The sequence below is a fragment of the Tomitella fengzijianii genome (assembly GCF_007559025.1).
Classification (GTDB): Bacteria; Actinomycetota; Actinomycetes; order Mycobacteriales; family Mycobacteriaceae; genus Tomitella; species Tomitella fengzijianii.
Window position 1 is genome coordinate 60,650 of record NZ_CP041765.1, and the last position, 22,981, is coordinate 83,630.

22 protein-coding genes are annotated in these 22,981 nt (G+C 70.3%); 15 read left to right on the forward strand and 7 right to left on the reverse strand.

Going from position 1 to position 22,981, the window contains the following annotated elements:
• Nucleotides 1-38: 38 nt before the first annotated feature.
• Nucleotides 39-404 (reverse strand): hypothetical protein, encoded by a 366-nt coding sequence (locus tag FO059_RS18520; protein WP_199257171.1) that lies wholly within the window; start codon nucleotides 402-404, stop codon nucleotides 39-41.
• 346 nt (nucleotides 405-750) lie between these two features.
• Entirely contained in the window at nucleotides 751-1,971 is a 1,221-nt protein-coding gene (locus FO059_RS00275) for a PucR family transcriptional regulator (RefSeq protein WP_143905373.1), read from the reverse strand.
• A gap of 131 nt (nucleotides 1,972-2,102) precedes the next feature.
• Between FO059_RS00275 and FO059_RS00280 the strand changes: the two genes are divergently transcribed.
• The gene (locus tag FO059_RS00280) at nucleotides 2,103-3,650 is read left to right on the forward strand and encodes a flavin-containing monooxygenase (protein ID WP_143905375.1); all 1,548 of its coding nucleotides are present in this window, start codon (nucleotides 2,103-2,105) and stop codon (nucleotides 3,648-3,650) included.
• Nucleotides 3,651-3,658: 8 nt separating this feature from the next.
• Here the strand turns inward: FO059_RS00280 and FO059_RS00285 are convergent, their stop codons facing one another.
• The 3 genes from FO059_RS00285 to FO059_RS00295 all read right to left on the reverse strand — a co-directional run bounded on the left by FO059_RS00285 (nucleotide 3,659) and on the right by FO059_RS00295 (nucleotide 9,038).
• The gene (locus tag FO059_RS00285; protein WP_143905377.1) at nucleotides 3,659-4,579 is read right to left on the reverse strand and encodes a LysR substrate-binding domain-containing protein; all 921 of its coding nucleotides are present in this window, start codon (nucleotides 4,577-4,579) and stop codon (nucleotides 3,659-3,661) included.
• A 71-nt stretch (nucleotides 4,580-4,650) separates the two neighbouring features.
• On the reverse strand, nucleotides 4,651-8,052 hold the full coding sequence (locus FO059_RS00290) for a pyruvate carboxylase (RefSeq protein WP_143905379.1): 3,402 nt from the start codon (nucleotides 8,050-8,052) through the stop codon (nucleotides 4,651-4,653).
• A 56-nt stretch (nucleotides 8,053-8,108) separates the two neighbouring features.
• Nucleotides 8,109-9,038 carry an alpha/beta hydrolase gene (locus tag FO059_RS00295; protein ID WP_143905381.1) on the reverse strand — a complete coding sequence of 310 codons (930 nt, stop codon included), beginning with the start codon at nucleotides 9,036-9,038 and terminating at the stop codon, nucleotides 8,109-8,111.
• A 238-nt stretch (nucleotides 9,039-9,276) separates the two neighbouring features.
• Here FO059_RS00295 and FO059_RS00300 point away from each other — a divergent pair, with 238 nt between their 5' ends.
• The 13 genes from FO059_RS00300 to FO059_RS00360 all read left to right on the forward strand — a co-directional run bounded on the left by FO059_RS00300 (nucleotide 9,277) and on the right by FO059_RS00360 (nucleotide 20,247).
• The gene (locus FO059_RS00300) at nucleotides 9,277-10,752 is read left to right on the forward strand and encodes a 2-hydroxymuconic semialdehyde dehydrogenase (RefSeq protein ID WP_143905383.1); all 1,476 of its coding nucleotides are present in this window, start codon (nucleotides 9,277-9,279) and stop codon (nucleotides 10,750-10,752) included.
• A 34-nt stretch (nucleotides 10,753-10,786) separates the two neighbouring features.
• The gene (locus FO059_RS00305) at nucleotides 10,787-11,572 is read left to right on the forward strand and encodes a 2-keto-4-pentenoate hydratase (RefSeq protein WP_143905385.1); all 786 of its coding nucleotides are present in this window, start codon (nucleotides 10,787-10,789) and stop codon (nucleotides 11,570-11,572) included.
• Nucleotides 11,569-12,018 carry a RidA family protein gene (locus FO059_RS00310; protein WP_143905387.1) on the forward strand — a complete coding sequence of 150 codons (450 nt, stop codon included), beginning with the start codon at nucleotides 11,569-11,571 and terminating at the stop codon, nucleotides 12,016-12,018. Before FO059_RS00305 ends, FO059_RS00310 begins: the two co-directional genes overlap by 4 nt.
• Nucleotides 12,019-12,046: 28 nt before the next feature.
• Entirely contained in the window at nucleotides 12,047-12,568 is a 522-nt protein-coding gene (locus FO059_RS00315; protein WP_143905389.1) for a 3-hydroxyanthranilate 3,4-dioxygenase, read from the forward strand.
• A gap of 3 nt (nucleotides 12,569-12,571) precedes the next feature.
• A complete protein-coding gene (locus FO059_RS00320) occupies nucleotides 12,572-13,585 on the forward strand; it encodes an amidohydrolase family protein (protein ID WP_143905391.1) in 1,014 nt (337 codons plus the stop codon).
• A gap of 206 nt (nucleotides 13,586-13,791) precedes the next feature.
• Complete coding sequence (locus tag FO059_RS00325; protein ID WP_143905393.1) at nucleotides 13,792-15,138, forward strand: MFS transporter; 1,347 nt, start codon at nucleotides 13,792-13,794, stop codon at nucleotides 15,136-15,138.
• Nucleotides 15,139-15,353: 215 nt separating this feature from the next.
• Complete coding sequence (locus tag FO059_RS00330; RefSeq protein WP_143905395.1) at nucleotides 15,354-16,250, forward strand: MBL fold metallo-hydrolase; 897 nt, start codon at nucleotides 15,354-15,356, stop codon at nucleotides 16,248-16,250.
• Nucleotides 16,247-17,197 carry an ABC transporter substrate-binding protein gene (locus tag FO059_RS00335; RefSeq protein ID WP_143905397.1) on the forward strand — a complete coding sequence of 317 codons (951 nt, stop codon included), beginning with the start codon at nucleotides 16,247-16,249 and terminating at the stop codon, nucleotides 17,195-17,197. The genes FO059_RS00330 and FO059_RS00335 overlap by 4 nt, the downstream gene beginning before the upstream one ends.
• A complete protein-coding gene (locus FO059_RS00340) occupies nucleotides 17,194-18,027 on the forward strand; it encodes an ABC transporter permease (RefSeq protein WP_143905399.1) in 834 nt (277 codons plus the stop codon). Before FO059_RS00335 ends, FO059_RS00340 begins: the two co-directional genes overlap by 4 nt.
• Before the next feature lies 1 nt (nucleotide 18,028).
• Entirely contained in the window at nucleotides 18,029-18,787 is a 759-nt protein-coding gene (locus tag FO059_RS00345) for an ABC transporter permease (RefSeq protein WP_143905401.1), read from the forward strand.
• A gap of 59 nt (nucleotides 18,788-18,846) precedes the next feature.
• Nucleotides 18,847-19,629 (forward strand): ABC transporter ATP-binding protein, encoded by a 783-nt coding sequence (locus tag FO059_RS00350; protein ID WP_233266874.1) that lies wholly within the window; start codon nucleotides 18,847-18,849, stop codon nucleotides 19,627-19,629.
• A gap of 53 nt (nucleotides 19,630-19,682) precedes the next feature.
• Nucleotides 19,683-19,913, forward strand: coding sequence for a ribbon-helix-helix domain-containing protein (locus FO059_RS00355; protein WP_143905405.1), 231 nt, complete (start codon nucleotides 19,683-19,685; stop codon nucleotides 19,911-19,913).
• The gene (locus FO059_RS00360; RefSeq protein WP_168226635.1) at nucleotides 19,897-20,247 is read left to right on the forward strand and encodes a type II toxin-antitoxin system PemK/MazF family toxin; all 351 of its coding nucleotides are present in this window, start codon (nucleotides 19,897-19,899) and stop codon (nucleotides 20,245-20,247) included. The genes FO059_RS00355 and FO059_RS00360 overlap by 17 nt, the downstream gene beginning before the upstream one ends.
• 16 nt (nucleotides 20,248-20,263) lie before the next feature.
• On the opposite strand, the gene FO059_RS00365 is transcribed toward FO059_RS00360, so the two are convergent.
• Nucleotides 20,264-21,397, reverse strand: coding sequence for an RNA polymerase sigma factor (locus tag FO059_RS00365; RefSeq protein ID WP_143905409.1), 1,134 nt, complete (start codon nucleotides 21,395-21,397; stop codon nucleotides 20,264-20,266).
• Nucleotides 21,397-21,795 (reverse strand): YciI family protein, encoded by a 399-nt coding sequence (locus FO059_RS00370; RefSeq protein WP_143905411.1) that lies wholly within the window; start codon nucleotides 21,793-21,795, stop codon nucleotides 21,397-21,399. The genes FO059_RS00365 and FO059_RS00370 overlap by 1 nt, the downstream gene beginning before the upstream one ends.
• 175 nt (nucleotides 21,796-21,970) lie before the next feature.
• Between FO059_RS00370 and FO059_RS00375 the strand changes: the two genes are divergently transcribed.
• Nucleotides 21,971-22,942 carry a zinc-binding dehydrogenase gene (locus FO059_RS00375; protein ID WP_143905413.1) on the forward strand — a complete coding sequence of 324 codons (972 nt, stop codon included), beginning with the start codon at nucleotides 21,971-21,973 and terminating at the stop codon, nucleotides 22,940-22,942.
• The last annotated feature ends 39 nt before the right edge of the window (nucleotides 22,943-22,981 follow it).

Consider the following 22,981-nt stretch of genomic DNA (forward strand, 5'->3'; position numbering starts at 1 on the left):
CAGACCGGGACCCTGGCCTTACGCATGTCTTCAGTCGGTCAGCAGCCGGTGTCAATCGTGATCTCGTATACGCAGTCGTCCAAGATGCGTCGGGCAGATGTGGCGCCTTCGCGGTCTGCGCGGACAGCGCCGGCGACGATGTCGGCAATCCACAGAAGCGGCTCATCGCGGCCGGGCGTGTGCTCGATACGGAACGCGGATCCGCGAGGCAGCGCGAACCGTGCGCCGATGGCTGTCGAGACGTCGCGGCGATCAAGCGTCTGTGTGCGGGCCTCCAGATGCAGTATGGTCACGCCGTAACCGTGCAGCTCGTCTACCAGCCTGGACAGGACACATCGCACGCGCACGCTCTTGGCGTCTTTTCGGTACTGGGGCGCCGACGGTGACAATATGAAAGCCGTCAAGCCCGGCCACTGTCTCGGCCGCGTTCCGCTGCTGCCCGTGATCCATCTCGTTCCAGTGCAGCTTCGTCGTTCTACGGTTGCCGCGTAGGCCGACCATTGCGTCGCGAGCCTTGCCAGGGTCGCCGTGCAGAACCGCTGCGGCCAGAACGTAGAAGCCGCCGACTGCGGCTTCGTGAAACGATTCGTCAGCGTAGGCGCTTTGCCCGCGGATGTCGTTCATCAGGTGAACCTACGCGACTGCGCCACCCGTGAGACAGCCGTGCACATCGGGAACGGGTCGGCATCATCGTGGTCTGCATGCTCGGTGCCTGGCATAGCTCCCGATGGAGTGCAGAAAACGGGCCGGTCAGCCGCCGGCCCCGCGCCAGCGCACGATGTCCAGCGCGACGGCCACGTCGATCGGATCGTCGGCCAGCGGCCGGGGAAGCGCCTCCTCCGCGCGCTCGAGCCGCCGCAGCAGCGTGTTGCGGTGCGTGTAGAGCAGCTCGGCGGCTCGGGTGGCGTTGGACTGGCTGCGCAGATAGGTCAGCACGGCATCGCGCAGCGCGTCGTCGGCGTGCTCGAGCCCGCCGAGTGTGCGGGAGACGAAGCGGGCCGCCCGCTCGGAATCCTCGGTGGCAAGCGCCACCAGCGCGATCGCGTCGTAGTGCGCGACCCGCCGCCGCGACCCCAGCCGGGCGAGCATCCGCTGCGCCGTCAGCGCGTCCAGGTGCGTGCGCCGGAACCCGGTGACGCCTTGCGCGGGGCCGGCCAGCGCCACGCGCACGTCCGGCGCCGCGTCGGCCGCGGCCTCCACCGCGGCGAGGTCCGGCGCGGCCTGGCTCCACACCCACCGCGTCCCCGACCCCGCCGAGACCATCAGCGACGGCTCCCCGCCGGCCGGACGGGCCAGGATCTCCGCCACGTGGTCCACGGTGGTGACGTCCGGGTCCGGCCCCTCGCTCCACACCACCGCCGCATGGTGGGTGCGCTCCAAGGCGTAGCCCAGCCGGGATTCGGCGCGCTCGCGGGTGATCGGGGCGCCCTCGAGCAGCAGCGCGATCACCTCGCGGTGTTCCGCCTGCGAGCCGCGGGTAAGCTCGGCGCGCTCGGACCGCATGCGCGTGGCGAGCGCGGTGACGACGTCGTCGACGAACGCCGAGATCGACTGCGACGTGACGTCGAGCAGCTCCTCCAGCTCGGCCGGATCGCGGGTGAGGGCGAAGGTGATCTTCATCCAGTACCGCCAGGCGACGCTCTGCCCTGCCCGGTAGGCGTCCAGCGCCGCCTCGTCCAGGCCACGCCGCACCATGTCCCGCGCGACGGCGATCTGCGCGTCGTCCACCTGCGCCTCCACCGGCTCCCCGGGGGCCCGGACGTTGGCGGCGGCCCAGGTGAGCAGGTTGGCACGGTTGGTGCGGCGGGTGGCCTCGGCGAGCACCGGGTCGTCGGCGATCCGGCTGCGCGCCGGGCCGGAGAGGGTGACGGTGTCCAGGTCCGCCATCCAGGACTCGGGCACGTTGAGGGCGATCTCGGCGCCCTGCCGGATCAGCTCCCGGACGCGCGTAGACGGAATCGGCCACGGCATGCGCCCACGATAACCGGCCCCGGTGGTGCACACTGCACAAGTTGCTGTGCATGTAGGTGCACATTGACATTTCGTGCGGGCACGCAGCCGTGGAGTATGGAATCAACGCAGACGACAGGGCAGGAGCGGACATGACGGCGACGGATCTCATCGACGGCACCACCGGCACCGGCGCGGGCGGGGGCACCGAGCACCTCGACGTGGTCATCATCGGCGCGGGGATCTCCGGCATCGGTGCCGCGTACTACCTGCAGCGCGAGCATCCGCAGCGCAGCTACGCGGTCCTCGAGGCGCGCGGCGGCACCGGCGGCACGTGGGACCTGTTCCGCTACCCGGGCATCCGCTCGGACTCGGACCTGCACACCTTCGGCTACGACTTCAAGCCGTGGAGCGACGACGCCGCCATCGCGCCCGCCGACAAGATCCTGTCCTACCTGCGGGAGACGGCCACGGAGTTCGGGATCGACCCGCACGTGCGCCTGCACAACAAGGTGGTCGGCGCGTCCTGGTCGTCGGCCGACGCGCGCTGGACCATCGAGATCGAGCACGCCGACACCGGAGCGCGGTCCACCGTCACTGCCAACTGGATCTTCTCCGCCGGCGGCTACTACCGCTACGACGAGGGCTTCACGCCGCACTTCGAGGGCCGCGAGCGGTTCCGCGGAACCGTGGTGCACCCGCAGCAGTGGCCGGAGGACCTCGACTACGCGGGCAAGAAGGTGGTGGTGATCGGCAGCGGGGCCACGGCCGTCACCCTGGTCCCGTCGATGTGCGACGACGCGGAGCACGTCACGATGCTCCAGCGCACCCCCACCTACATCATCCCGCTGAGCTCCGAAGACGTCGTGGCCAACACGCTGCGCAGAGTGTTCGGCGAGCGCATCTCCCACCCGGTGGCGCGCACCAAGAACATCATCCGGCAGCAGATCATGTTCCAGCTGTGCCAGCGTTTCCCGCGCCTGATGCGCCGGGCGATCCTGCGCATCAACAAGCGGCTGCTGCCCAAAGGCTATCCGGTGGAGACCCACTTCAACCCGCCGTACGACCCCTGGGATCAGCGCCTGTGCGTCGTGCCGAACGGCGACCTGTTCCGCGCCATCCGCGGCGGCAAGGCGTCGGTGGTGACCGAGCGGATCGCCGCGTTCGACGAGACCGGCATCCGCCTCGAATCCGGCGGACACCTGGAGGCGGACATCATCATCACCGCCACCGGGCTCAACGTGCAGCCGTTCGGCGGGGTGCCGTTGACCGTCGACGGCCGCGAGATCGACCTGCACCAGACGCGGGCCTACAAGGGGTTCATGCTCTCCGGGGTGCCCAACCTGGCGTTCGCCATCGGCTACACCAACTCGTCGTGGACGCTGAAGATCGGCATGCTGTGCGAGCACTTCTGCCGCCTGCTGGGCTTGATGGACGCCCGCGGCGCCGACACCGTGGTGCCCGAGGCGCCGGAGGGCATGCCGACGCGGCCGTTCCTCGACTTCGCCGCCGGGTACATCCAGCGCGCGGTGGACGAGCTGCCGCAGCAGGGGGACCGGGCGCCCTGGCTGACGTCGATGAGCTATTGGGCCGACGTCAAGCTGCTGCGCAAGTCGCCCGTGGAGGACGACGAGAACCTGCGGATGAGCGCGGCCGGCGACCGCAGCGGGACCGCTGCGGCGGAGCGCGCGACGGCCTGACCGAGCCGTTACCGCAGCCCGGCGGCCACGGCACGCAGGTTGTCCACCAGCACCAGCGCGGACGGGCCCAGCGGCCGGCCGGCCACCAGAGTCAGCCCCACGCTGTGGCCGATGGTGCTCAGCGCCACCGGCAGCACACTCAGGCGCGCGTCGCTGTGCCCGATGAGGCTGGGCAGCACGGCCACCGTGTCGGTGTCGTGCAGCAGCTGCCGCACGGCGAGGAACGAGGTGGCTTCCACGCGGTTCTCCGGCAGTGGCACGCCGGCCCGTGCGAACGCCTGCTCCAGCTCGTCGCGCAGCGCCGTCTCGGTGCCAGGAAGGATCCACGGGTAGGCGTGCAGGTCGTGCAGGGTCAGCTCGTCGGCGCCGACGAGCGGATGGTGCGCCCCGGCGAACACCTCCACCTGTTCCTCGTACAGCGGGGCCCGCACGATGGAGCTCGTCGACGGGGCGGTGAGCCGGCCGATGACGAGGTCGATGCGCCCGGCTTCCAGGTCCACTAAGAGCGCATCCGGGGCACCCTCGCGCAGGACCACCGTGAGTAGCGGCCGCCGCGTCTTGAGCCGCGCGATCGCCTGGGGCAGCAGCACATTCGACCCGGCGAGGTGGGTGCCGACCACGACGGTGCCGCGATCGGCGTCCGCGAGCTCCACCACGTGCCGGCCCGCCTGCCGCAGCTGCGCGAGCACCGCACGGGCGTGGTCGGTGAATGCCGAGCCGAAGATGGTGGGCGTGACCCCGCGGGGGCCGCGCTCGTAGAGCTCCACCCCCAGGATCGACTCGATGTCCCGCAGGCTGCGGGTGGCCACCGGCTGGGTGATGTGCAGCTCCGAGGCCGCGCCGATCACGCTGCCCTGCCGGGTGAGCGCGTCGATGAGCACCAGGTGCCGGATCTTGAGCCGTCCGTCCAGCAGCTTGGGCAGGTCCACTCCGCCCTCCTGGGGATCGCCGGGCCGTGTCGCCCCCGAGAGTAGCCGGTCGCGGGGGCCGTCGGCGGAGGTCAGGGTTCGATCACCACCAGCAGGTCGCCGCCCTCGACGTGGGCGACCTCCGTGACGGCGGCGCGCGTGACGGTGCCCGCCACCGGCGCGGTGATCGCGGCCTCCATCTTCATCGCCTCGATGCCGGCGATCACGTCGCCGGCATCGACGACGGTGCCGGGCTCCGCGCTCAGCGTGACTACGCCCGCGAACGGGGCGGGCACGTGGCCGGGCGCGAGCGGGTCGGCCTTTTCGGCGCGCGGGTGCGCGTCGTCCACCGCGCGGTCGCGCACCTGCACGGGTCGCAGCTGCCCGTTGAGGGTGCACATGACCGTGCGCATGCCGCGTTCGTCCGGCTCGGAGATCGATTCAAGCCCGACGATGAGCGTCTTTCCGGGTTCGAGCTCGATCCGGTGTTCGGCGCCCGGGTCGAGCCCGTAGAGGAACTCGTCGGACGGCAGCACCGACGTGTCGCCGTACGCGGCGCGATGGTCCGCCAGGTCGCGGGCGGGAGCGGGGAACAGCAGGGCGCTCAGCCGGCCGCGCCGCGCCGCGCCCGGCTCGGTGAGCGCCGCGCGGTCGTCGGCGCCGAGCGGCGTCTGGTCGACGGCCGGGCGCCGGCCGACGAGCGCCTTGCCGCGCAGCGGCTCGGGCCAGCCGCCGGCCGGCTCGCCCAGGTCGCCGCGCAGGAAGCCCACGACCGAGTCGGGCACGTCGAACGCCCCGGGGTCGGCCGCGAAGTCGGCGGCCGGGGTGCCGGAACCGGCGAGGGACAGTGCGAGGTCGCCGACGACCTTGGACGACGGGGTGACCTTGATCAGCCGGCCCAGCATCCGGTCCACCTCGGTGTACGCGGTCTCGATGTCTTCGAACCGGTCGCCGAGCCCGAGGGCCACCGCCTGGGTGCGCAGATTCGACAGTTGCCCGCCCGGGATCTCGTGGGTGTACACCCGCCCGGTCGGCGCGGGCAGGCCCGCCTCGAACGGCGCGTACACCCCGCGCAGCGCCTCCCAGTACGGCTCGAGCGCGCACACCGCGCCCAGGTCCAGGCCGGTGTCCCGGTCGGTGTGGGCGGTGGCGGCGACGATCGCCGACAGCGACGGCTGACTCGTCGTCCCCGACAACGGGGCCGCCGCCCCGTCGACCGCCGACGCCCCGGCCGCCGCGGCGGCCAGGTAGGTGGCCAGCTGGCCGCCCGCGGTGTCGTGGGTGTGCACGTGCACCGGCACGTCAAATTCCTGTACGAGCGCGCCGACCAGGCGGGTGGCCGCCGCCGGGCGCAGCAGCCCGGCCATGTCCTTGACCGCCAGGATGTGCGCCCCGGCATCGACGAGCTCTTCGGCGATGCGCAGGTAGTAGTCCAGGGTGTAGAGGTCCTCGGCCGGATTCGCCAGGTCCCCGGTGTAGGCCAGGGCGGCCTCGGCGACGGCGGTGCCGGTGGCGCGCACCGCGTCGATGGCCGGGCGCATCTGTTCGACGTTGTTGAGGGCGTCGAAGATGCGGAAGATGTCGATGCCCGTGGCCGCGGCCTCGGCGACGAACGCGTCGGAGACGTCGGTGGGGTACGGGGTGTAGCCGACGGTGTTGCGGCCGCGCAGCAGCATCTGCAGGCAGATGTTGGGCACCGCCTCGCGTAGCAGAGCCAGCCGCTCCCACGGGTCTTCCTTCAAAAACCGCAGCGCCACATCGAAAGTCGCCCCGCCCCACGCCTCGATCGAGAGCAGTTCCGGGGTCATCCGCGCCACATACGGGGCCACCGTGACGAGATCATGCGTGCGCACCCGGGTGGCCAGCAGCGACTGGTGCGCATCCCGGAACGTCGTGTCCGTCACGCCCAGGGCCGGCTGTGCGCGCAGCGCCGCGGCGAATCCCTCGGGCCCCAGCGCGCGCAGGCGCTGCCGCGAGCCGTCCGGCGGCGCCACGGACAGGCCGGTGGCCATCCGCTCGGCGGCGGGCAGCTTCACCGCCGGGCGCACCCCCGCGGGCCGGCCGCCATGCGGACGGTTCACCGTCACGTCGGCGAGGTACTCGAGGATCTTCGTGCCGCGATCCGCCGGGCGGCGCGAGTCGAGCAGCCCGGGATGGGTCTCGATGAACCCGGTGTCCACCGCGCCCGCGGTGAAGTCCTCGTCCTCGAGCACCGCCTGCAGGAACGGGATGTTCGTGGACACCCCGCGGATGCGGAACTCCGCCAGCGCGCGGCGGGCCCGGGTGAGCGCACTGGCCCTGTCTGCGCCGCGGCAGGTGAGCTTGACCAGCATCGAATCGAAGTAGGCGCCCACCTCCGCGCCCACCGACGTGCCGCCGTCGAGCCGGATCCCCGCCCCGCCGGGCGTGCGGTACGCGGTGATCCGCCCGGTGTCCGGGCGGAAGTCGTTGGCCGGGTCCTCGGTGGTGATGCGGCACTGCACCGCTGCGCCGCGGATCCGGATCGACTCCTGTGTCAGCCCGATCTGCGCGAGCGTGGCCCCGGCGGCGATGCGCATCTGCGCGCCCACCAGATCGACGTCGGTGATCTCCTCGGTGACGGTGTGTTCGACCTGGATGCGCGGGTTCATCTCGATGAACACGTGCCGGCCGGCCTCGTCGACCAAAAACTCCACCGTCCCGGCGCAGGTGTAGCCGATGTGCCGGGCGAAGGCGACCGCATCCGCGCAGATCCTTTCGCGCAGAGCAGGGTCCAGATCCGGGGCGGGCGCCTGCTCGATGACCTTCTGGTGCCGGCGCTGCACCGAGCAGTCCCGCTCGTACAGGTGCACCACCTCGCCTGCCGTGTCCGCCAGGATCTGCACCTCGATGTGCCGCGGCGCGATGACCGCCTGCTCGAGATACACCGCCCCGTCGCCGAACGCGGTGGCCGCCTCATGGGAGGCGGCCTCGAGTGCAGCCCGCAACCCCGACCGGACGTCGACGCGGCGCATGCCCCGGCCGCCGCCGCCCGCGACGGCCTTGACGAACACGGGGAACTCCATCGCCGCACTCTCGGCGTCCAAGGCGTCGAAGTCCAGACTCGGCGCGGTCGAGGCGAGCACCGGCAGGCCTGCCGCACGCGCCGCCTCGATGGCCCGGGCCTTGTTGCCCGCCAGCCTCAGCACCTCCGCATCGGGCCCGATGAACGCGATCCCCGCCGCCGTGCACGCGTCGGCGAGGGCCGGGTTCTCCGAGAGGAACCCGTACCCCGGGTACACCGCGTCAGCCCCGCACTCGCGGGCCACCCGCAGGATCTCGTCGACGTCCAGATACGCGCGCACCGGATGGCCCGGCTCACCGATCTGATACGCCTCGTCGGCCTTGAGCCGGTGGGCGCTGCCGCGGTCCTCATACGCGTAGACGGCAACGGTGCGCGCGCCGGCCTCGACCGCCGCCCGGAAGGCGCGGATCGCGATCTCGCTGCGGTTGGCCACAAGGATCTTGCTGAACATTCGGACCTCACTGGGGATGGGAGCATTGCCGATGACGGGAGGGAGCGCTCCGGTGGTCAGGATGCGCCGCCGGCTTGACGCGCCGCGGCCGCGCCGGCGGTCGTCTCGAACAGGCCCGTGAGCGCACGGAACAGGGCGGTCGAGGGGTCGGCCAGGTCGAGGAACACGTCGTAGTGGTTGCGCCCGGGGATCGTCAGCAGCCGGGCGGAGGCTCTGTGCGACCACGCGTCGTGAAAGCGCCGGCTCTGCGTGAGGAACCCCTCGCCGTCGTGCTCGGCCACTGCGATCACGGCGGGTGGCAGGTAGGAATCCGCGGCTCCGGATTCGGGGTCCTGCGCGGCGGTCAACGCGGGACTGAGCGCTGGACTGAGCGCGGCGGCGGTGTCGGGGGTGAGCGACAGCCACTCGTTGGGCGAGGCGTGCACCAGGGGGCGCAGGTCGAACAGCCCGCTGATGGGCATCGCGGCGCGGACGGCGTCGCGCGGCACGCCCATCGCCGTCTGCCAGCCGGGTGTCATCACCGCGCCCGTCAGGTGCCCGCCCGCCGAGCTGCCGCCCACGACGATCCGCCCGGTGTCCAGCCCGTATCCGCCGCCGTTGCGGTGCACCCAGGCGACGGCGGTACGCACCTGGCGGACGATCTCTTCCAGCCGCGTGCCGGGTGCGAGTCCGTAGTCGACGGTCACGGTGGCGATGCCCTCGTCGGCCAGCGGCCGGGCCATGAACGCGGTGTCGTGGCGCGACAGTGCCCGCCAGTAGCCGCCGTGGATGACGACGAACACCGGGCGCGGGGACGCGGCGGTGCCGGGCGCCCAGATGTCGAGCCGCTGCCCGCTCGCGGCGTCGTAGACGATGTCGCGGTGGCCGGCGAGCCTGCGCACCGCGTCGTCGGACCGCGACCGGTAGGCGGCCATGTTCGCGTCGAACACCGCGGGCGTGACGGTGCGGCGAACGTTGTAAAGCGACTCGATGCGCGGGTCGATCACGTGCGCCTCCTGGTCCGACGGTGCGTAGGGGCTGTGGTGTCAGGGGGTGTGCAAGGGGACGGTTAATCCTGTGCCGCCGGACACATGCCTGTCCAATGTCGCAGCGGTGGCGAGGTATACCTATAACTGCATGCCTGCGGTCGCGGCAGTGCGCCGCCATAACGCCATAGCTGTTCAGGCATACCCCCTTGCGGAATGAGTATTGGAATCGCATGGCGATGGGGATCACAGTGGAGTCATGACCGCACAGCCTGAGCAGTGGATTCGGAACTTCGTGGACGGCGGGTTCGTCGATCCGGACCCCGGCCGCGCGTTTCCGGCGGTCGACCCCGCCACCGGCAGCGCGTACGCGCGGGTCCATGAAGCGGACGAGGAGCTGGTCGACCGCGCCGTGCGCTCGGCACGCGCCGCGCTGGACGCCGGCTGGGCCGACTCCGCGGTGAGCGCGCGCGCCGCCCTCATGCGCAAGGTGGCCGACCGCATCGAGGAGCGCTTCGACGAGTTCGTCGCCGCTGAGATCGCCGACACCGGTAAGCCCATCACGCAGGCCCGCAAACTCGATGTGGCCCGCGCGCCGATGAACTTCCGCGCCTACGCCGACGTGGTCTCGGCCGCCGGGCAGGACTCGTTCATCACCGAGACGGCCGACGGCGGCCGGGCGCTGAACTACGCGGTGCGCAAGCCCCTCGGCGTCGTCGCGATCATCGTGCCGTGGAACCTGCCTCTGCTGCTGCTCACCTGGAAGGTGGCGCCGGCGCTGATGAGCGGCAACGCCGTCGTGGTCAAACCCAGCGAGGACACGCCGGCCACCGCGTCGCTGCTCGCCGAGGTCATCGCCGAGGTCGGCGTCCCGCGCGGCGTCTACAACGTGGTGCAGGGCTTTGGCGCGGATTCCGCGGGCGCGTTTCTCACCGGACATCCGGGCATCGACGGCGTGACGTTCACCGGCTCGTCGGCCACCGGCACCCACGTGATGAAGACCGTCGCGCCGCGCGTGCGCCCGGTGTCGCTGGAGCTGGGAGGCAAGAACGCCGCCGTCGTGTTCGACGACGTGGACCTGGGCGAGGCGATCGACGGCCTGTCCCGCTCGATCTTCACCAACACCGGGCAGGTGTGCCTGTGCACCGAGCGCGTCTACATCCAGCGCGGCATCTTCGACGACGTCGTCGCCGGGTTGGTGGAGCGCGCGGAGAAGCTGCGCCTGGGCCCGCCGACCGACTTCGACACCACCACCGGTCCGCTCATTTCGCAGAAGCACCGCGAGAAGGTGCAGTACTACCTGGACCTCGCCGTGCAGGAGGGGGCGCAGGTCCTCACCGGTGGCGGCGTGCCGCGCATGGAGGGCGCCCTGGCCGGCGGCTCGTGGATCGAGCCGACGCTGTGGACCGGGATCGCCAACTCCGCGCGCGTGATGCGCGAGGAGGTGTTCGGCCCCGTCGCCGGCCTGGTGCCCTTCGACTCGGAGGACGAGGCGATCCGCCTGGCCAACGACACCGAGTACGGCCTGGCCGCGGCCGTGTGGACCAATGATCTGCGCCGCGGCCACCGCGTCGCGCAGAAGATGAACGTCGGCATGTCCTGGGTCAACACCTGGTATTTGCGCGATCTGCGCTCGCCCTTCGGCGGCGTGGGCCTGTCGGGCATCGGGCGCGAGGGCGGCGAGGCGGCCCTGCACTTCTACACCGAACCCACCAACGTGTGCGTGGCGCTGTGACCGCCCGTCCCGTCCCCACCAGCGAGGAGAACCGATGACCGACACCGACACCGACGCCGACGCCCGCGTCGCCGAGCTGGCGCTGCGCCTGGACGCGGCGCAGACCGCGTGCGCCGACACCCCGAGCATCGAGGGGGAAGGCCCGCTCGACGTCGACACCGCCTACGCCGTTCAAGACGAGCTGGTGCGGCTGCGCACCGCCCGCGGCGAGCGGATCGTCGGCGTCAAGCTCGGCTTCACCAGCAAGGCCAAGATGGCGCAGATGGGCGTGTCCGACGTGATCGTCGGCCGGCTCACCGACGCGATGGCGGTGCCCGACGGCGGCGCCACCGACCTGGCCCGCTACATCCACCCCAAGGTCGAGCCCGAGGTGGCCTACCGCCTGGGCGCCGACGTGGACCTGGACGACCCGGAAGCCGACATCGTCGCAGCCGTGGACGCCATCGCACCCGCGCTCGAGATCATCGACTCGCGCTACCGCGATTTCCGCTTCACCTACGCGGACGTGGTGGCCGACAACACCTCCGCCTCCGGGTTCGCCGTGGGTGAGTGGGTGCCGGTGCGCGCGGCCGCAGACCTGGCCGTGACGCTGCGGGTGGGCGACGAGCGGGTCGACGGCAGCACCGCCGCGATCCTCGGCGATCCCGAGCAGGCGCTGCACGCGCTGCTCGACATGTGCCGGCGGCGCCGCATCCCGCTGAAAGCCGGGTACGTGGTGCTCGCCGGCGCGGCCACCGCGGCGCTGCCGCTCGGCGAGGCCGAGGCTCGCTGCACCGTCGACGGCCTCGGATCCGTCAGCCTGAAGGGAGTGCGCCAGTGAGCACCGAATCCCGCTCTGCGAAAGCCGATTCCGGCAGCACCGTCGTGCAAGGCAAGGCCACGCCCCGCGGGCGCTTCCCGCACGTCAAGGTGGTGGGCGACCTGATCTTCGTCTCCGGCACCAGCTCACGGCGTCCCGACAACTCCTTCGCGGGCGTCGAGGTGGACGAAATGGGCAGCACCGCCCTGGACATCGCGGCGCAGACCCGCGCGGTGATCGAGAACATCCGCGACATCCTCGCCGAAGTCGGGGCGGAGCTGTCGGACGTCGCCCAGATCACCACCTTCCTGGTGAACATGAACGACTTCCGCGGATACAACGAGGTGTACGGGCAGTACTTCGACGAGGCGGGCCCCACGCGCACCACCGTCGCGGTGCACCAGCTTCCGCACCCGCACCTGCTGATCGAGATACAGGCCGTCGCGCACAAGCCGCAAGGCCGCTGACCCACCCCACGAACTGGAGCGCAGGACAATGACGAACATCCCCCCGGTCATCGACTTCCAGGGCTGGATCAAGGACCACGAGCACCTGCTCAAGCCGCCGGTGAACAACCAGATGATGGCGCTGGGCAGTGATTTCATCGTGCAGGTCGTCGGCGGCCCCAACGAGCGTTACGACTATCACTTCGAGCCGTACGAGGAGTGGTTCTACCAGATCCGCGGTGACATCCACGTCAACGTCATGACCGACGACGGACCGCACCGGGTGGACATCCGCGAGGGAGAGACGTGGCTGATGCCGGCGTGGATCCCGCACTCGCCGCAGCGCCCCGACCCCGAGTCGATCGGCCTCGTCATCGAGCGGGTGCGCGCCGAGGGGACGCTCGAGAAGTTCCAGTGGTACTGCGAACAGTGCCACGCCAAGGTGCACGAGGTGGAGCTGCAGGTGCGCAGCCTCGTCGACGACATGCCGCCCGTGTTCGAGAACTTCCACAACGACATCGACGCGCGCACCTGCCCGCAGTGCGGCGCCCTGCACCCCGGGAAGGGCTGACGCATGGCAGAGGAGACCGCAGTGAACGGCAAGATCATCGACATCCACACGCACTACGTGCCCAAGGGCTGGCCGGACGTGTCGGCCGAGGGCGGGGCGGACGCGCCGTGGCTGCGGCTCGAATCCGAGCACGAGGCCATGATGATGACCGGCACAACCGAGTTCCGGCGCATCCAGTCCGACTGCTGGGACGCCGCCGTGCGCCTGGCCGACATGGACGCCGACGGCGTGCACACCCAGGTGGTCTCGCCGACCCCCGTGTTCTTCAACTACGGGCGCACCGGCGAGCAGGCCGCGAAGATCGCGCGGATCTTCAACGACCTGGCGCTGGAGATCACCGCGCCGGCCGGTGAGCGGATGATCCCGTTCTGCCAGGTGCCGCTGCAGGACGCCGACCTGGCCTGCGCGGAGCTGGACCGCTGCCTCGACAACGGGCACCGCGGCGTCGAGATCGGCAACCACGTGGGCGACCGTGACCTGGACGACGAGGGCGTGGTGACTTTTCTGCAGCACTGCGCCGAGCGGGACGTGCCCGTGTTCGTGCACCCGTGGGACATGGCGAATTCGCCGCGGCTCGACCGGTGGATGGCGCGCTGGCTGGTGGGCATGCCGTCCGAGTCGCACCTGTCGGTCCTGTCGATGATCCTCGGCGGCGTGTTCGACCGGGTGGACGAGCGCCTCAAGATCTGCTTCGCCCACGGCGGCGGGTCGTTCGCCTTCTGGCTGGGACGTATGGAGAACGCGTGGCACGGGCGCAACGACGTCATCGGCACCTCCGAGTACCCGCCGTCGCACTACCTGGGGCGGTTCCACGTCGACTCGGTGGTGTTCGACGAGCGCGCGCTGCGGCTGCTGGTCGACACCATCGGGCGCGAGCGCGTGATGGTGGGCAGCGACTACCCGTACCCGCTGGGCGAGCGGCCGGTGGGCGAGGTGGTGCGCAAGAGCGAGTTCCTCGACGACGCCACGCGCGCACTGATCACGCACGGCAATGCGGAGCGGTTCCTGGGGCTGTAGGAGACCGCGAACAAGTGAAGGACCGGCCGGGCGGTGCCGCCGAAAGGGCGGGACCGCCCGGAGCCGCTGTGCGGGCGTAGCGATGACGGTGCCGAGCGCGCCATTCCGTTATGGGCATAGCCCGCGGAGAAAGAGCATTGGTGTGCGGAGCATCACCAGGCTCTACTGGATGAGAACCTCGTCTGATAGAGCCCAGGGAGACTACGATGGATCATCAACCGGCACAGCGGCTTTCGCTCCGAGCAGCGCGCCGCAGAACCGCCGCGGCGATGCTCGTCGGCACCACGCTCGAGTGGTACGACTTCTTCCTCTACGGCACCGCCGCGGCGCTGATCTTCAACAAGCAGTTCTTCCCTGAACTCAGCCCCACGGCCGGCACGCTGGCGGCCTTCAGCACCTTCGCCGTCGGCTTCGTCGCACGCCCCGTCGGAGGCCTGGTGTTCGGGCACTTCGGTGACCGCATCGGCCGGCGTAACACGTTGATCGTGTCGCTGCTGATGATGGGCCTCGCGTCCACCTCCATCGGTCTCATCCCGAACTTCGACGCGATCGGTTTCTGGGCACCGGCGCTGCTGGTGATCGCACGGGTCGTCCAGGGTTTCGGCCTCGGCGGCGAGGGTGCGGGCGCCACGCTGATGTCGATGGAGCACGCCCCGGCGGGCAAGCGCAACCTGTACGCCGGATTCCCGCAGATGGGCACGCCCGCCGGGCTCGTCGTCGCCAACATCGTATTCCTGAGCATCAGCGCGCTAATGCCGACAGGGGCCTTCGAATCCTGGGGCTGGCGAATCCCGTTCCTGCTCAGCATCGTGCTGGTTGCGGTGGGCCTGGCCATCCGGCTGCGCGTCGAGGAATCGCCGTCGTTCTCGCAGGTTGTCGAAGAGAAGAGCGTGGCGCGGTTCCCGCTGCGTGATGCGCTCGACGCCGGCTTCGCCCGGTTGGGGCTCACGCTGTGCGCGGTGCTCGCGAACTCGGCGGTGGCCTACGTGTTCATGGTGTTCACGCTCTCCTACGGCACCAAGCAACTCGACTACAACAAGGACTTCCTCATCGCCTGCGTCTCCGGCGCGGCCGTCGTGTGGTTCGTCAGCATCCCGTACTGGACGGGCGTCGCCGACCGCTTCGGCCGCCGGCGGATGTTCGTCTGGGGCTCGCTGGCCATCCTGGTGTGGTGCATCGCGTTCCTGCCGATGCTGAATACGGGCAGCGTGGTGGTTGCGGCGCTCGCATTCCTGGGGATGGGCCTGATCGTTCCGGTGACCCACAGCGTGCAAGGTGCGATCATCGCCGACACCTTCCCGGCATCGGTGCGGTACTCGGGAACCTCGCTGATCCTGCAGCTCGGTGCAATCCTCGGCGGCGGTCTGGCGCCGATCATCTCCACCGCGCTCGTGGGCGAATCCGGCGGATCGGCCGGTGTGACGGTGTACCTCGTGGTCATGTGCGCGATCAGCCTGTCCGGCGCCGTGGCCCTGTTCCGCCGGGTGCCCGAAGGCGAGCGGGACGGCGAGGCGGTCATCGCGGAGGGCCGTCTGGCAGGGGCCGTCGACTAGGAACCGCCTGCGTTTCCAACGGGGCGCCCGGCACCGCACGGTGCCGGGCGCCCCGTTGCCGTGCGTCGATGTCGTTATGTGCAGAGGGGTATGCCTTGTTGGGAAATCGGCATTAGACGCGCATTGCATGTGACCCTAATCTCATTACCACGACCTTGTAGACCAGCAACACAGCGCACACAGCCGACGAGGCGCAGTGCAGCCGAGGAGTGGTGATGGAACTCGTGATCCTGGGAAGCGGTGGCGGCCCGCAGCCGAATCCCAGCCGCAGCGCGCCGGCGATGGCGGTCGAGCACGACGGCGTCGTCTACGTGGTGGACTGCGGCAACGGCGTGGCCCGCCAACTCGTCTCTGCGGGGTATCGACTCCGCGACCTCGGCGGCGTGCTGCTCACCCACCACCACATCGACCACAACGCCGACTACGGAAACCTCGTCGCGCTGGCATGGACCGCGGGCCTCGTCGATCCCGTCCCCGCCTACGGTCCCCGGCCCATGTCGCAGATCACCGACCAGTATGTCGCGATGAACCGTATCGACGTCGACCACCGCGAGGCGCTCGGCCGGCCGAAGCTGCGCTCGCTGTTCGCCCCGCAGGACGTCGCCGGCGACGGCACGGTCTTCAGCGCCGACGGCCTCACCGTGACCGCCGCGGCCGTCGAGCACCCGCCCCTGGAGGCGTACGGCTACCGCTTCGAGACCGAGCGCGGCGCCATCGCCATCTCCGGCGACACCACGTACTGCCAGGCGATGGTCGAGCTCGCCCGCGGGGCCGACGTGATGGTGCACGAGGCGTTCTCGCCCGAGCATCTCCACCTGCTCACCCGCGGCACCAACACCGACGTGGGGCGGCTGCATCAGCACTTCCGGCAGGCCCACACCACCGCTGAGGACGCGGGCCGGGTGGCCGCGGAGGCCGGCGTCAAGACCCTCGTGCTGTGGCACCTGATCCCCACCGAGGGCGTCACCGATGAGGAGTGGATCACCCAGGCCCGCAAGCACTTCGACGGCGAAGTGCTCGTCAGCAGCGACCTGCTGCGCGTACCCGTCCGGCGCGGCGTCCTGGACGGGTCCGTCACCCCGGCCGGTTCACCGGCGAAGGAGACACGATGAAGAAGCTGAGCGCGCTCTTCGCGGCGGTGGTCGCGTGTGCAGTCCTCGCCGCGTGCGGCACCGCGTCGGGCGAGATCGAAGGCGACACCTTCCACGTGGGGACCATCCCCAACCCCAGCGACGTGGCCATCTATCTCGGCAATACCCAGGGTTTCTACGCGGACGCCGGGGTGACGGTGGAGCCGAAAGTGGCCACCGGATTCGCGCCCAACCTCGCCTCCGTCATCAACGGAGAGAGTCAAGTGGGGTTCGCGGCGGTGGTGCCGCTGATCGTCGCCAAGTCCAAGGGCGCCCCGATCACGATCATCGCCGGCGCGGACAAGGCGCCCACCGAATACGACCCCGCCACCGACCCGGACCGGGTGTTCGTGGCTGCAGACAGCGGCATCGACGCGCCCAAGGACCTCGAAGGCAAGACCGTCGCGGTCAACGCGCTCGGCTCCATCCAGGACCTGGGCATCAAGATCATGGTGGAGCGCGATGGCGGCGACCCGGAGAAGGTCAAGTTCCTCACCCTGGCGTCCAATGACATGGCGGCGGCCATCGCCGGAGGGCGTGTCGACGCCGGCGCACTGAGCGAACCGTTCAGCACCGCTGCGGGCAAGCGCGGGCTCAAGCCCCTGTTCTCCTACGTCACCAGCCCCACGCCGGGTGCCCCGGTGGGTGCGTATTTCACCAGCGAGGCGACGGCGGACAACAACGTCGAGCTGATGGACAAGTTCGTCGCCGCACTGACGAAGTCCAACGAATACGCGCAGGAGCATCCCGACGCGGTGCGAACGGCGCTGGGCGGATACACGAGGATCCCGGAGAACCTCATCAACGAGATCACCACCTTCGAGTACTCGTCGACCATCACCGATGAGCAGATCAAGCGGCTGTCCGACCTGCTCATCGAGTACGACTACATCAAAAAGCCCGTCACGGGTGAGGAGATCCTCCGATGACCGTCGCAGTCAGTACCCGCAGCGTGCGGAACGTCGGCGCAGAAGCGCTCGGCCCCGCCGCGCAGAAGATCCGCAACGGCCTCATCAGCGGAGGCACGCTCGTCGTGTTCGCGCTGATCTGGCAGTGGCTCGGCGTCATCGACGCCTTCGGCCACAACGTGCTGCCCACGTTCACCGACACGATGCGCGCCCTCGGCGAGGTCGTCACCACCGGCGAGTTCTGGCAGAACGTGCGCCACACCATGGTCCAGTGGGCGATCGGCCTGATCGGCGCCGCACTCATCGCCATCCCCGTCGGCCTGTTCCTGGGCCGCGGCCGGCTGCGGCACCGGTCCACGCGCACCACCATCGACTTTCTGCGCACCATCCCACCGGTGATGCTGCTGCCGCTGTTCGTCCTGGTGTGGGGCACCGGCCTGCAGATGGTGGTGCTGCTGGCGATCTACGCCGCCATGTGGCCGATGCTCACGCAGACCATCGACGGCGTTCGGCAGATCGAACAGATGACGCTGGACACGGCGAAGGTGTTCAAGATCAGCAGGCGGCGCACGTTCTTCAAGGTGCTGCTGCCGTCCGTCGCCCCGTTCATCACCAGCGGCGTGCGCGTGTCCGCGGTCATCTCGCTGTTCATCGCCATCGTCTGCGAACTCGTGGCCGGCAGCCCCGGCCTGGGCCAGGCGCTGGCAGAGGCGCAGCACGGCGGCGACTCGCCGCTGATGGTGGCGCTGATCCTCGTCACCGGCATGCTCGGCGTCCTCATCAACCTCGTGTTCCGGTTCGGGGAGCGCACGCTGCTCGCCTGGCACCCGACCTACGCAAAGGAGGCATGACATGTCACGCCGCATGGTCACTCTGCTGCAGATGTTCGCGCTGCCGATCCTGCTGATCGCCGCGTGGTGGATCATCTCCATCAACGCGTCATCGCTGTACTTCCCGTCGCTCAACACGATCCTCGCCAACCTCGGCGACTGGCTCACCTCCGGCGGGTTCGTCGACGACGTGATCCCCAGCGTCGTCAACCTGCTCGTCGGCTACGCGCTGGCCGTGCTGGGCGGCATCGCGTTCGGCATGCTCATCGGGCGGGTCCGCGTGCTCGAGACGGCCTTCAACCCCATCATCACCTTCGCCCGCTCCATCCCGCCGGCCGCCATCCTGCCGTTCTTCATCCTGGCCATGGGCGCCACCGACTGGATGCGCATCACCGTCATCGCGGTGGGCTCGGTGTGGCCGACGCTGCTGGCCACCATCGACGGCGTGCGCGGCCTCGACCCACTCGTCGAGGACGTCACCCGGATCTACAAGACGTCCCGCATGCGCCGGATCTTCAAGGTGCTGCTGCCCGCGGCCAGCCCTCTCATCCTCGCCGGCATGAAGACGTCGCTGGCGTTCTCGATCATCCTCGTGGTGGTCAGCGAGATGATGGCCTCCACGCAGGGCATCGGCCACTACATCTTCTCGTCGCAGCAGTACTTCGACATGCCCGGCCTGTGGGCCGGCACCATCGCCATGGGCGTGCTCGGCTACCTGCTCAGCGAGATCTTCTTCGCGGTCGAACGCCGCGTCCTCGCCTGGAAGGTTGACCAGTCATGACCGCCGCGACCGCACCCCGTACGACCGCCCGACACCGCACCTACGCTGAGGAGAATCCCGTGACGGTCAACGCACTCGAGGTGGACCGCCTGGCCAAGAGTTATGGCAAGGGCGCCTCTACCAAACAGATCCTCAAGGAGATCAACGTCTCCGTCGCCAAGGGCGAGCTTGCGTGCATCGTCGGGCCGTCCGGCGCGGGCAAGACCACGCTGCTGCGGTGCCTCGCCGGCCTGCAGCCGCCCACGTCCGGGACTGTCAGCGTCGACGGCCAGGAGATCGACGGGGTGCCGGACAACCTCGCGGTGGTCTTCCAGGACTACAGCCGTTCGCTGTTCCCGTGGCTGCGGGTTGCGGCGAACGTGGAGTTCCCGTTGCTGGAGAAGAAGATGCCCAAGGCCGAGCGCGCGGCGCTGGTCGACCAGATGCTCGCGGCCGTCGGGCTATCCGCGCACGCGAACAAGTATCCGCGCGAACTGTCCGGCGGCATGCAGCAGCGCGTCGCCATCGCCCGCGCGCTGGCCTACCGGCCGACGATCCTGCTCATGGACGAGCCGTTCGCGGCCCTCGACGCGCAGACCCGCGCCGACCTCGAGGACACCGTGCTCAAGCTGCGCGACGAGTTCGGCGTGACGATCGTGTTCGTCACCCACGACATCGACGAGGCCGTCTACCTGGGCGACAAGGTGGTGGTGCTCTCCGGCGCCCCGGCCACCGTGGACGAGATCGTCGAGGTCAAGCTGCCCTCGCCCCGCAACCAGGTGGACACCAAGGCGGAGCCGGAATACGGCCGGCTGCGCGGCGAGGTGTTCAAGCGCATCGCCAACGCGCAGCACAACAACTGACGCGGCGTCGCGAACGCGCCGGCATCCGTGGGCTACTGGAGTAGCATTGTGGTGTGAAGATCAGCGTGAGCCTGCCGGAAGAGGACCTCGAGATTCTCGACTCGTACATGCGGGAATCCGGGCTGGGGTCACGTTCCGCCGCAATCCAGCGGGCGGTCAGGATGCTCCGGAATGTCGATCTGGAAGACGATTACGCGGCGGCGTGGAGCGAGTGGGAGTCGTCCGGCGACGCTGCCGCTTGGGAGTCGGTGGCGGGGGACGGTCTCGCTGATGCTGCGCGGTGAGGTGCGGCTGGTCAATCTGGAACCGGCTCGCGGAAGCGAGGCGAACAAGAAGCGTCCGGCGGTCATCGTCAGCAATGACAGGGCCAACGCGACGGCGGCGCGCCTGGGCCGTGGTGTGGTGACGGTAGTGCTGGTGACCAGCAGCACCGCCCGGCTGTATCCGTTCCAGGTTCTCCTCGACTCCGAGGTCACCGGGCTTCGTATGGATTCGAAGGCGCAGGCGGAACAGGTCCGTTCAGTCGCGGTCGAACGTATCGGGCCGGTGATCGCACGTCTGCCTGCGCCGACGATGAATGCGCTCGACGACGCGCTCCGGTTGCACCTGCAACTGTAGGCTCCGCGAGGCGTGATCAGTGCCGGAGCCGGGCGGCCTCGCGGATGAGGTGGTCGCGCTCCGGCACGCTGGTCGCGGCGCGGGCCGCCTCCGCATACAGATCAGCGGCGAGATCGGTGTCGCCCGCCCGTTCGTGCAGGTAGGCGCGGGCGGCGGTGTGCCGGGGCAGGGCGGGGTCCACGTCGGCCAGCGCGGCGAGCCCGGCCTGCGGCCCGTCCGCCTCGCCCACCGCCACCGCCCGGTTCAGCCGCACCACGGGATTGCCGGTGATCCGCAGCAGTTCGTCGTACCACTCGACGATCTGTGGCCAGTCGGTCTCGTCCGCGCGCGGCGCGTCGGCGTGCAGGGCGGCGATCGCGGCCTGGGCCTGGTACTCGCCGAGCCTGTCGCGGGCCAGCGCGCGCTGCAGGATCGTCACGCCCTCGGCGATGAGCGCGGTGTTCCACAGTCCCCGGTCCTGCGCGCGCAGCGGCACCAGGCGGCCCAGCCCGTCGGTGCGCGCGGCGCGCCGGGCGTGGTGCAGCAGCATGAGCGCCAGCAGCCCGGCCACCTCGGGTTCCGGTGAGAGCCCCGCGAGGGTGCGGGTCAGGCGGATCGCCTCGGCGGCCAGGTCCACGTCGCCGTCGTAGCCGGCGTTGAACACCAGATACAGCACGCGCAGCACCGTGGCCGGATCGCCCGGCTCGTCGAGCGGCACACCCGCGATGCGGCGCTTCGCGCGAGAAATGCGTTGCGCCATGGTCGATTCCGGCACCAGGAACGCCGACGCGATCTGGCGGGTCGTCAGCCCGCCGACGGCGCGTAGCGTGAGCGCGGCTCCCGCGGAGGGGGACAGGGCCGGGTGCGCGCACAGGAAGTACATCCGCAGCGTGTCGTCCCTCTCCTGCGCCGGGCCCGCGGGCGGCTGCTCCGCCGCCGCCGACTCCCGCGCGCGGCGCGCCGCATCGGCGCGGGCCGCATCGAGGAACCGGCGCCACGCCGCGGTGATCAGCCACCCCTTGGGGTCCCGCGGCGGCACGGCAGGTGGGCGCTGAAGTGTGTGGAGCACCGCCTCCTGTGCGGCGTCCTCGGCCGACGCGAAATCCGCCCCGCGCCGGACGAGGACGGCGATCACCGCGGGCACGAGCTCCCGCAGCAGGGCCTCGTCCATCAGTCCGCGGGCAGCGGCGCGGTGAGGAACGGGCGCAGCTCGAGCCACTCGTAGATGGGTTCACCCTGCGGCCCCGGTGCGGCCGACAGCTCCCCGGCCAGCTCCACCGCGCGGTCCCACGACTCCACGTCGATCGCCATCCACCCGGCGATGAGGTCCTTGGTCTCGGCAAAAGGGCCGTCGGTCACGGCGGGCCGGCCATGGCCGTCGAACCGGACCCACGCACCGTCGGGCGACAGGGCCTGAGCGTCGACGAACTCGCCGGACTCCTTGAGCCGGTCGGCGAAATCGTTCATGAACCGGATGTGGGCGTCGATCTCCTCGGGCGTCCACTGATCCATCGGGGGGAAGCGGACCTCGGGGGTGCCGCGGTAGTGCTTGAGCATCAGGTACTTCATGGCGTGACTCCTTACGTTCCGATGCGGGTGCATTCACTACTGGGACGGAGCCGGAGGCGGATTCTCGACATCCGACCCGCGGCCGCTTTGTGGACAAGCATGCGCGCGTGGGCCGCTCACCGGAAGGGCTTCGGACCGCGAGCATTGCGCCCGGTGGAGGAGCACGATGGAGTCCATGCGTGCAGCGTTCATCAACAGCCTCGGCGGACCGGACGTGATCGAGACGGGGGAACTGCCGGTACCGGCCGGCGGGCCGGGCGACGTGCTGGTGCGGGTGGAGGCCGTCGCCGTCGACCACGTCGACCGGTTCGTGCGCTCCGGCGCCTACGCGACGCCGACACCCTTCCCGTTCGTCATCGGCCGCGACGCGGTGGGCACCGTCGTCCGCAGCGGCGAGGCGTGCGCGCACGAGTTCGCACCCGGTGACCGCGTGTGGACCAACAGCATGGGCCACCACGGCCGCCAGGGCACGTTCTCCGAGTACGTGCTTGTGCCCGCCGACCGCCTGTATCCGATGCCGGACGGGGTGGACGCGGTCGCCACAGCGGCGCTGCTGCACACGGCGGCGACCGCCTACCTGGGGTTGTTCCGGCATGCGCGGGTGGCCTTCGGCGAGACGGTCGTCATCGAGGGCGGCGCCGGCGGGGTCGGAAGCGCCGCGATACAGCTGGCCGCGGCGGCGGGCGCACGCGTCGTCGCCACCGCATCGGCCGCCGATGCGCAGTGGTGCCGCGACCTGGGCGCCGATGGGGTGGTGGACTACCGCGCCGGCGACCTCCCCGCCAGGCTCGACGCGGCGTTGACCGACGGCGCCGACGTGTGGTGGGACAACTCGGGGCGCAACGACCTGGATCTCGCCGTTCCGCGGCTGGCGCACGGTGGGCGGGTGGTGCTGGCGTCGGGGCTCGGCGCCCGGCCGCCGCTGCCCGTCGGCGGAATCTACACGCGCGACGCGGCGATCACGGGGTTCGCGATCTCCAATGCGTCGGTCGACGACCTGGCGGCCGCGGCGGCGGTCATCAACCGGACTCTCGCCGCGGGCCGGCTGCGTGTGCGCGAACCGCGGGTACTGCGGCTGGAGCAGGCCGCCGAGGCGCACCGGCTCATGGAGGACGGGGTGAAGGAGCGGATCGTGCTGGTGCCATAGGGCGGGTGCCGGGGGCGGGATGGGCCGGCCCGTTGGCGT

Excerpts from the sequence above, each read along its gene's own strand:
- FO059_RS00340 (WP_143905399.1), top strand. The coding sequence starts at position 17,194 with ATGACCGTCGCAGTCAGTACCCGCAGCGTGCGGAACGTCGGCGCAGAA.
- FO059_RS00335 (WP_143905397.1), top strand. The coding sequence starts at position 16,247 with ATGAAGAAGCTGAGCGCGCTCTTCGCGGCGGTGGTCGCGTGTGCAGTC.
- FO059_RS00325 (WP_143905393.1), top strand. The coding sequence starts at position 13,792 with ATGGATCATCAACCGGCACAGCGGCTTTCGCTCCGAGCAGCGCGCCGC.
- FO059_RS00305 (WP_143905385.1), top strand. The coding sequence starts at position 10,787 with ATGACCGACACCGACACCGACGCCGACGCCCGCGTCGCCGAGCTGGCG.
- FO059_RS00280 (WP_143905375.1), top strand. The coding sequence starts at position 2,103 with ATGACGGCGACGGATCTCATCGACGGCACCACCGGCACCGGCGCGGGC.
- FO059_RS00375 (WP_143905413.1), top strand. The coding sequence starts at position 21,971 with ATGCGTGCAGCGTTCATCAACAGCCTCGGCGGACCGGACGTGATCGAG.
- FO059_RS00345 (WP_143905401.1), top strand. The coding sequence starts at position 18,029 with ATGTCACGCCGCATGGTCACTCTGCTGCAGATGTTCGCGCTGCCGATC.
- FO059_RS00320 (WP_143905391.1), top strand. The coding sequence starts at position 12,572 with ATGGCAGAGGAGACCGCAGTGAACGGCAAGATCATCGACATCCACACG.
- FO059_RS00370 (WP_143905411.1), bottom strand. The coding sequence starts at position 21,795 with ATGAAGTACCTGATGCTCAAGCACTACCGCGGCACCCCCGAGGTCCGC.
- FO059_RS00300 (WP_143905383.1), top strand. The coding sequence starts at position 9,277 with ATGACCGCACAGCCTGAGCAGTGGATTCGGAACTTCGTGGACGGCGGG.
- FO059_RS00365 (WP_143905409.1), bottom strand. The coding sequence starts at position 21,397 with ATGGACGAGGCCCTGCTGCGGGAGCTCGTGCCCGCGGTGATCGCCGTC.
- FO059_RS00275 (WP_143905373.1), bottom strand. The coding sequence starts at position 1,971 with ATGCCGTGGCCGATTCCGTCTACGCGCGTCCGGGAGCTGATCCGGCAG.
- FO059_RS00330 (WP_143905395.1), top strand. The coding sequence starts at position 15,354 with ATGGAACTCGTGATCCTGGGAAGCGGTGGCGGCCCGCAGCCGAATCCC.
- FO059_RS00315 (WP_143905389.1), top strand. The coding sequence starts at position 12,047 with ATGACGAACATCCCCCCGGTCATCGACTTCCAGGGCTGGATCAAGGAC.
- FO059_RS00290 (WP_143905379.1), bottom strand. The coding sequence starts at position 8,052 with ATGTTCAGCAAGATCCTTGTGGCCAACCGCAGCGAGATCGCGATCCGC.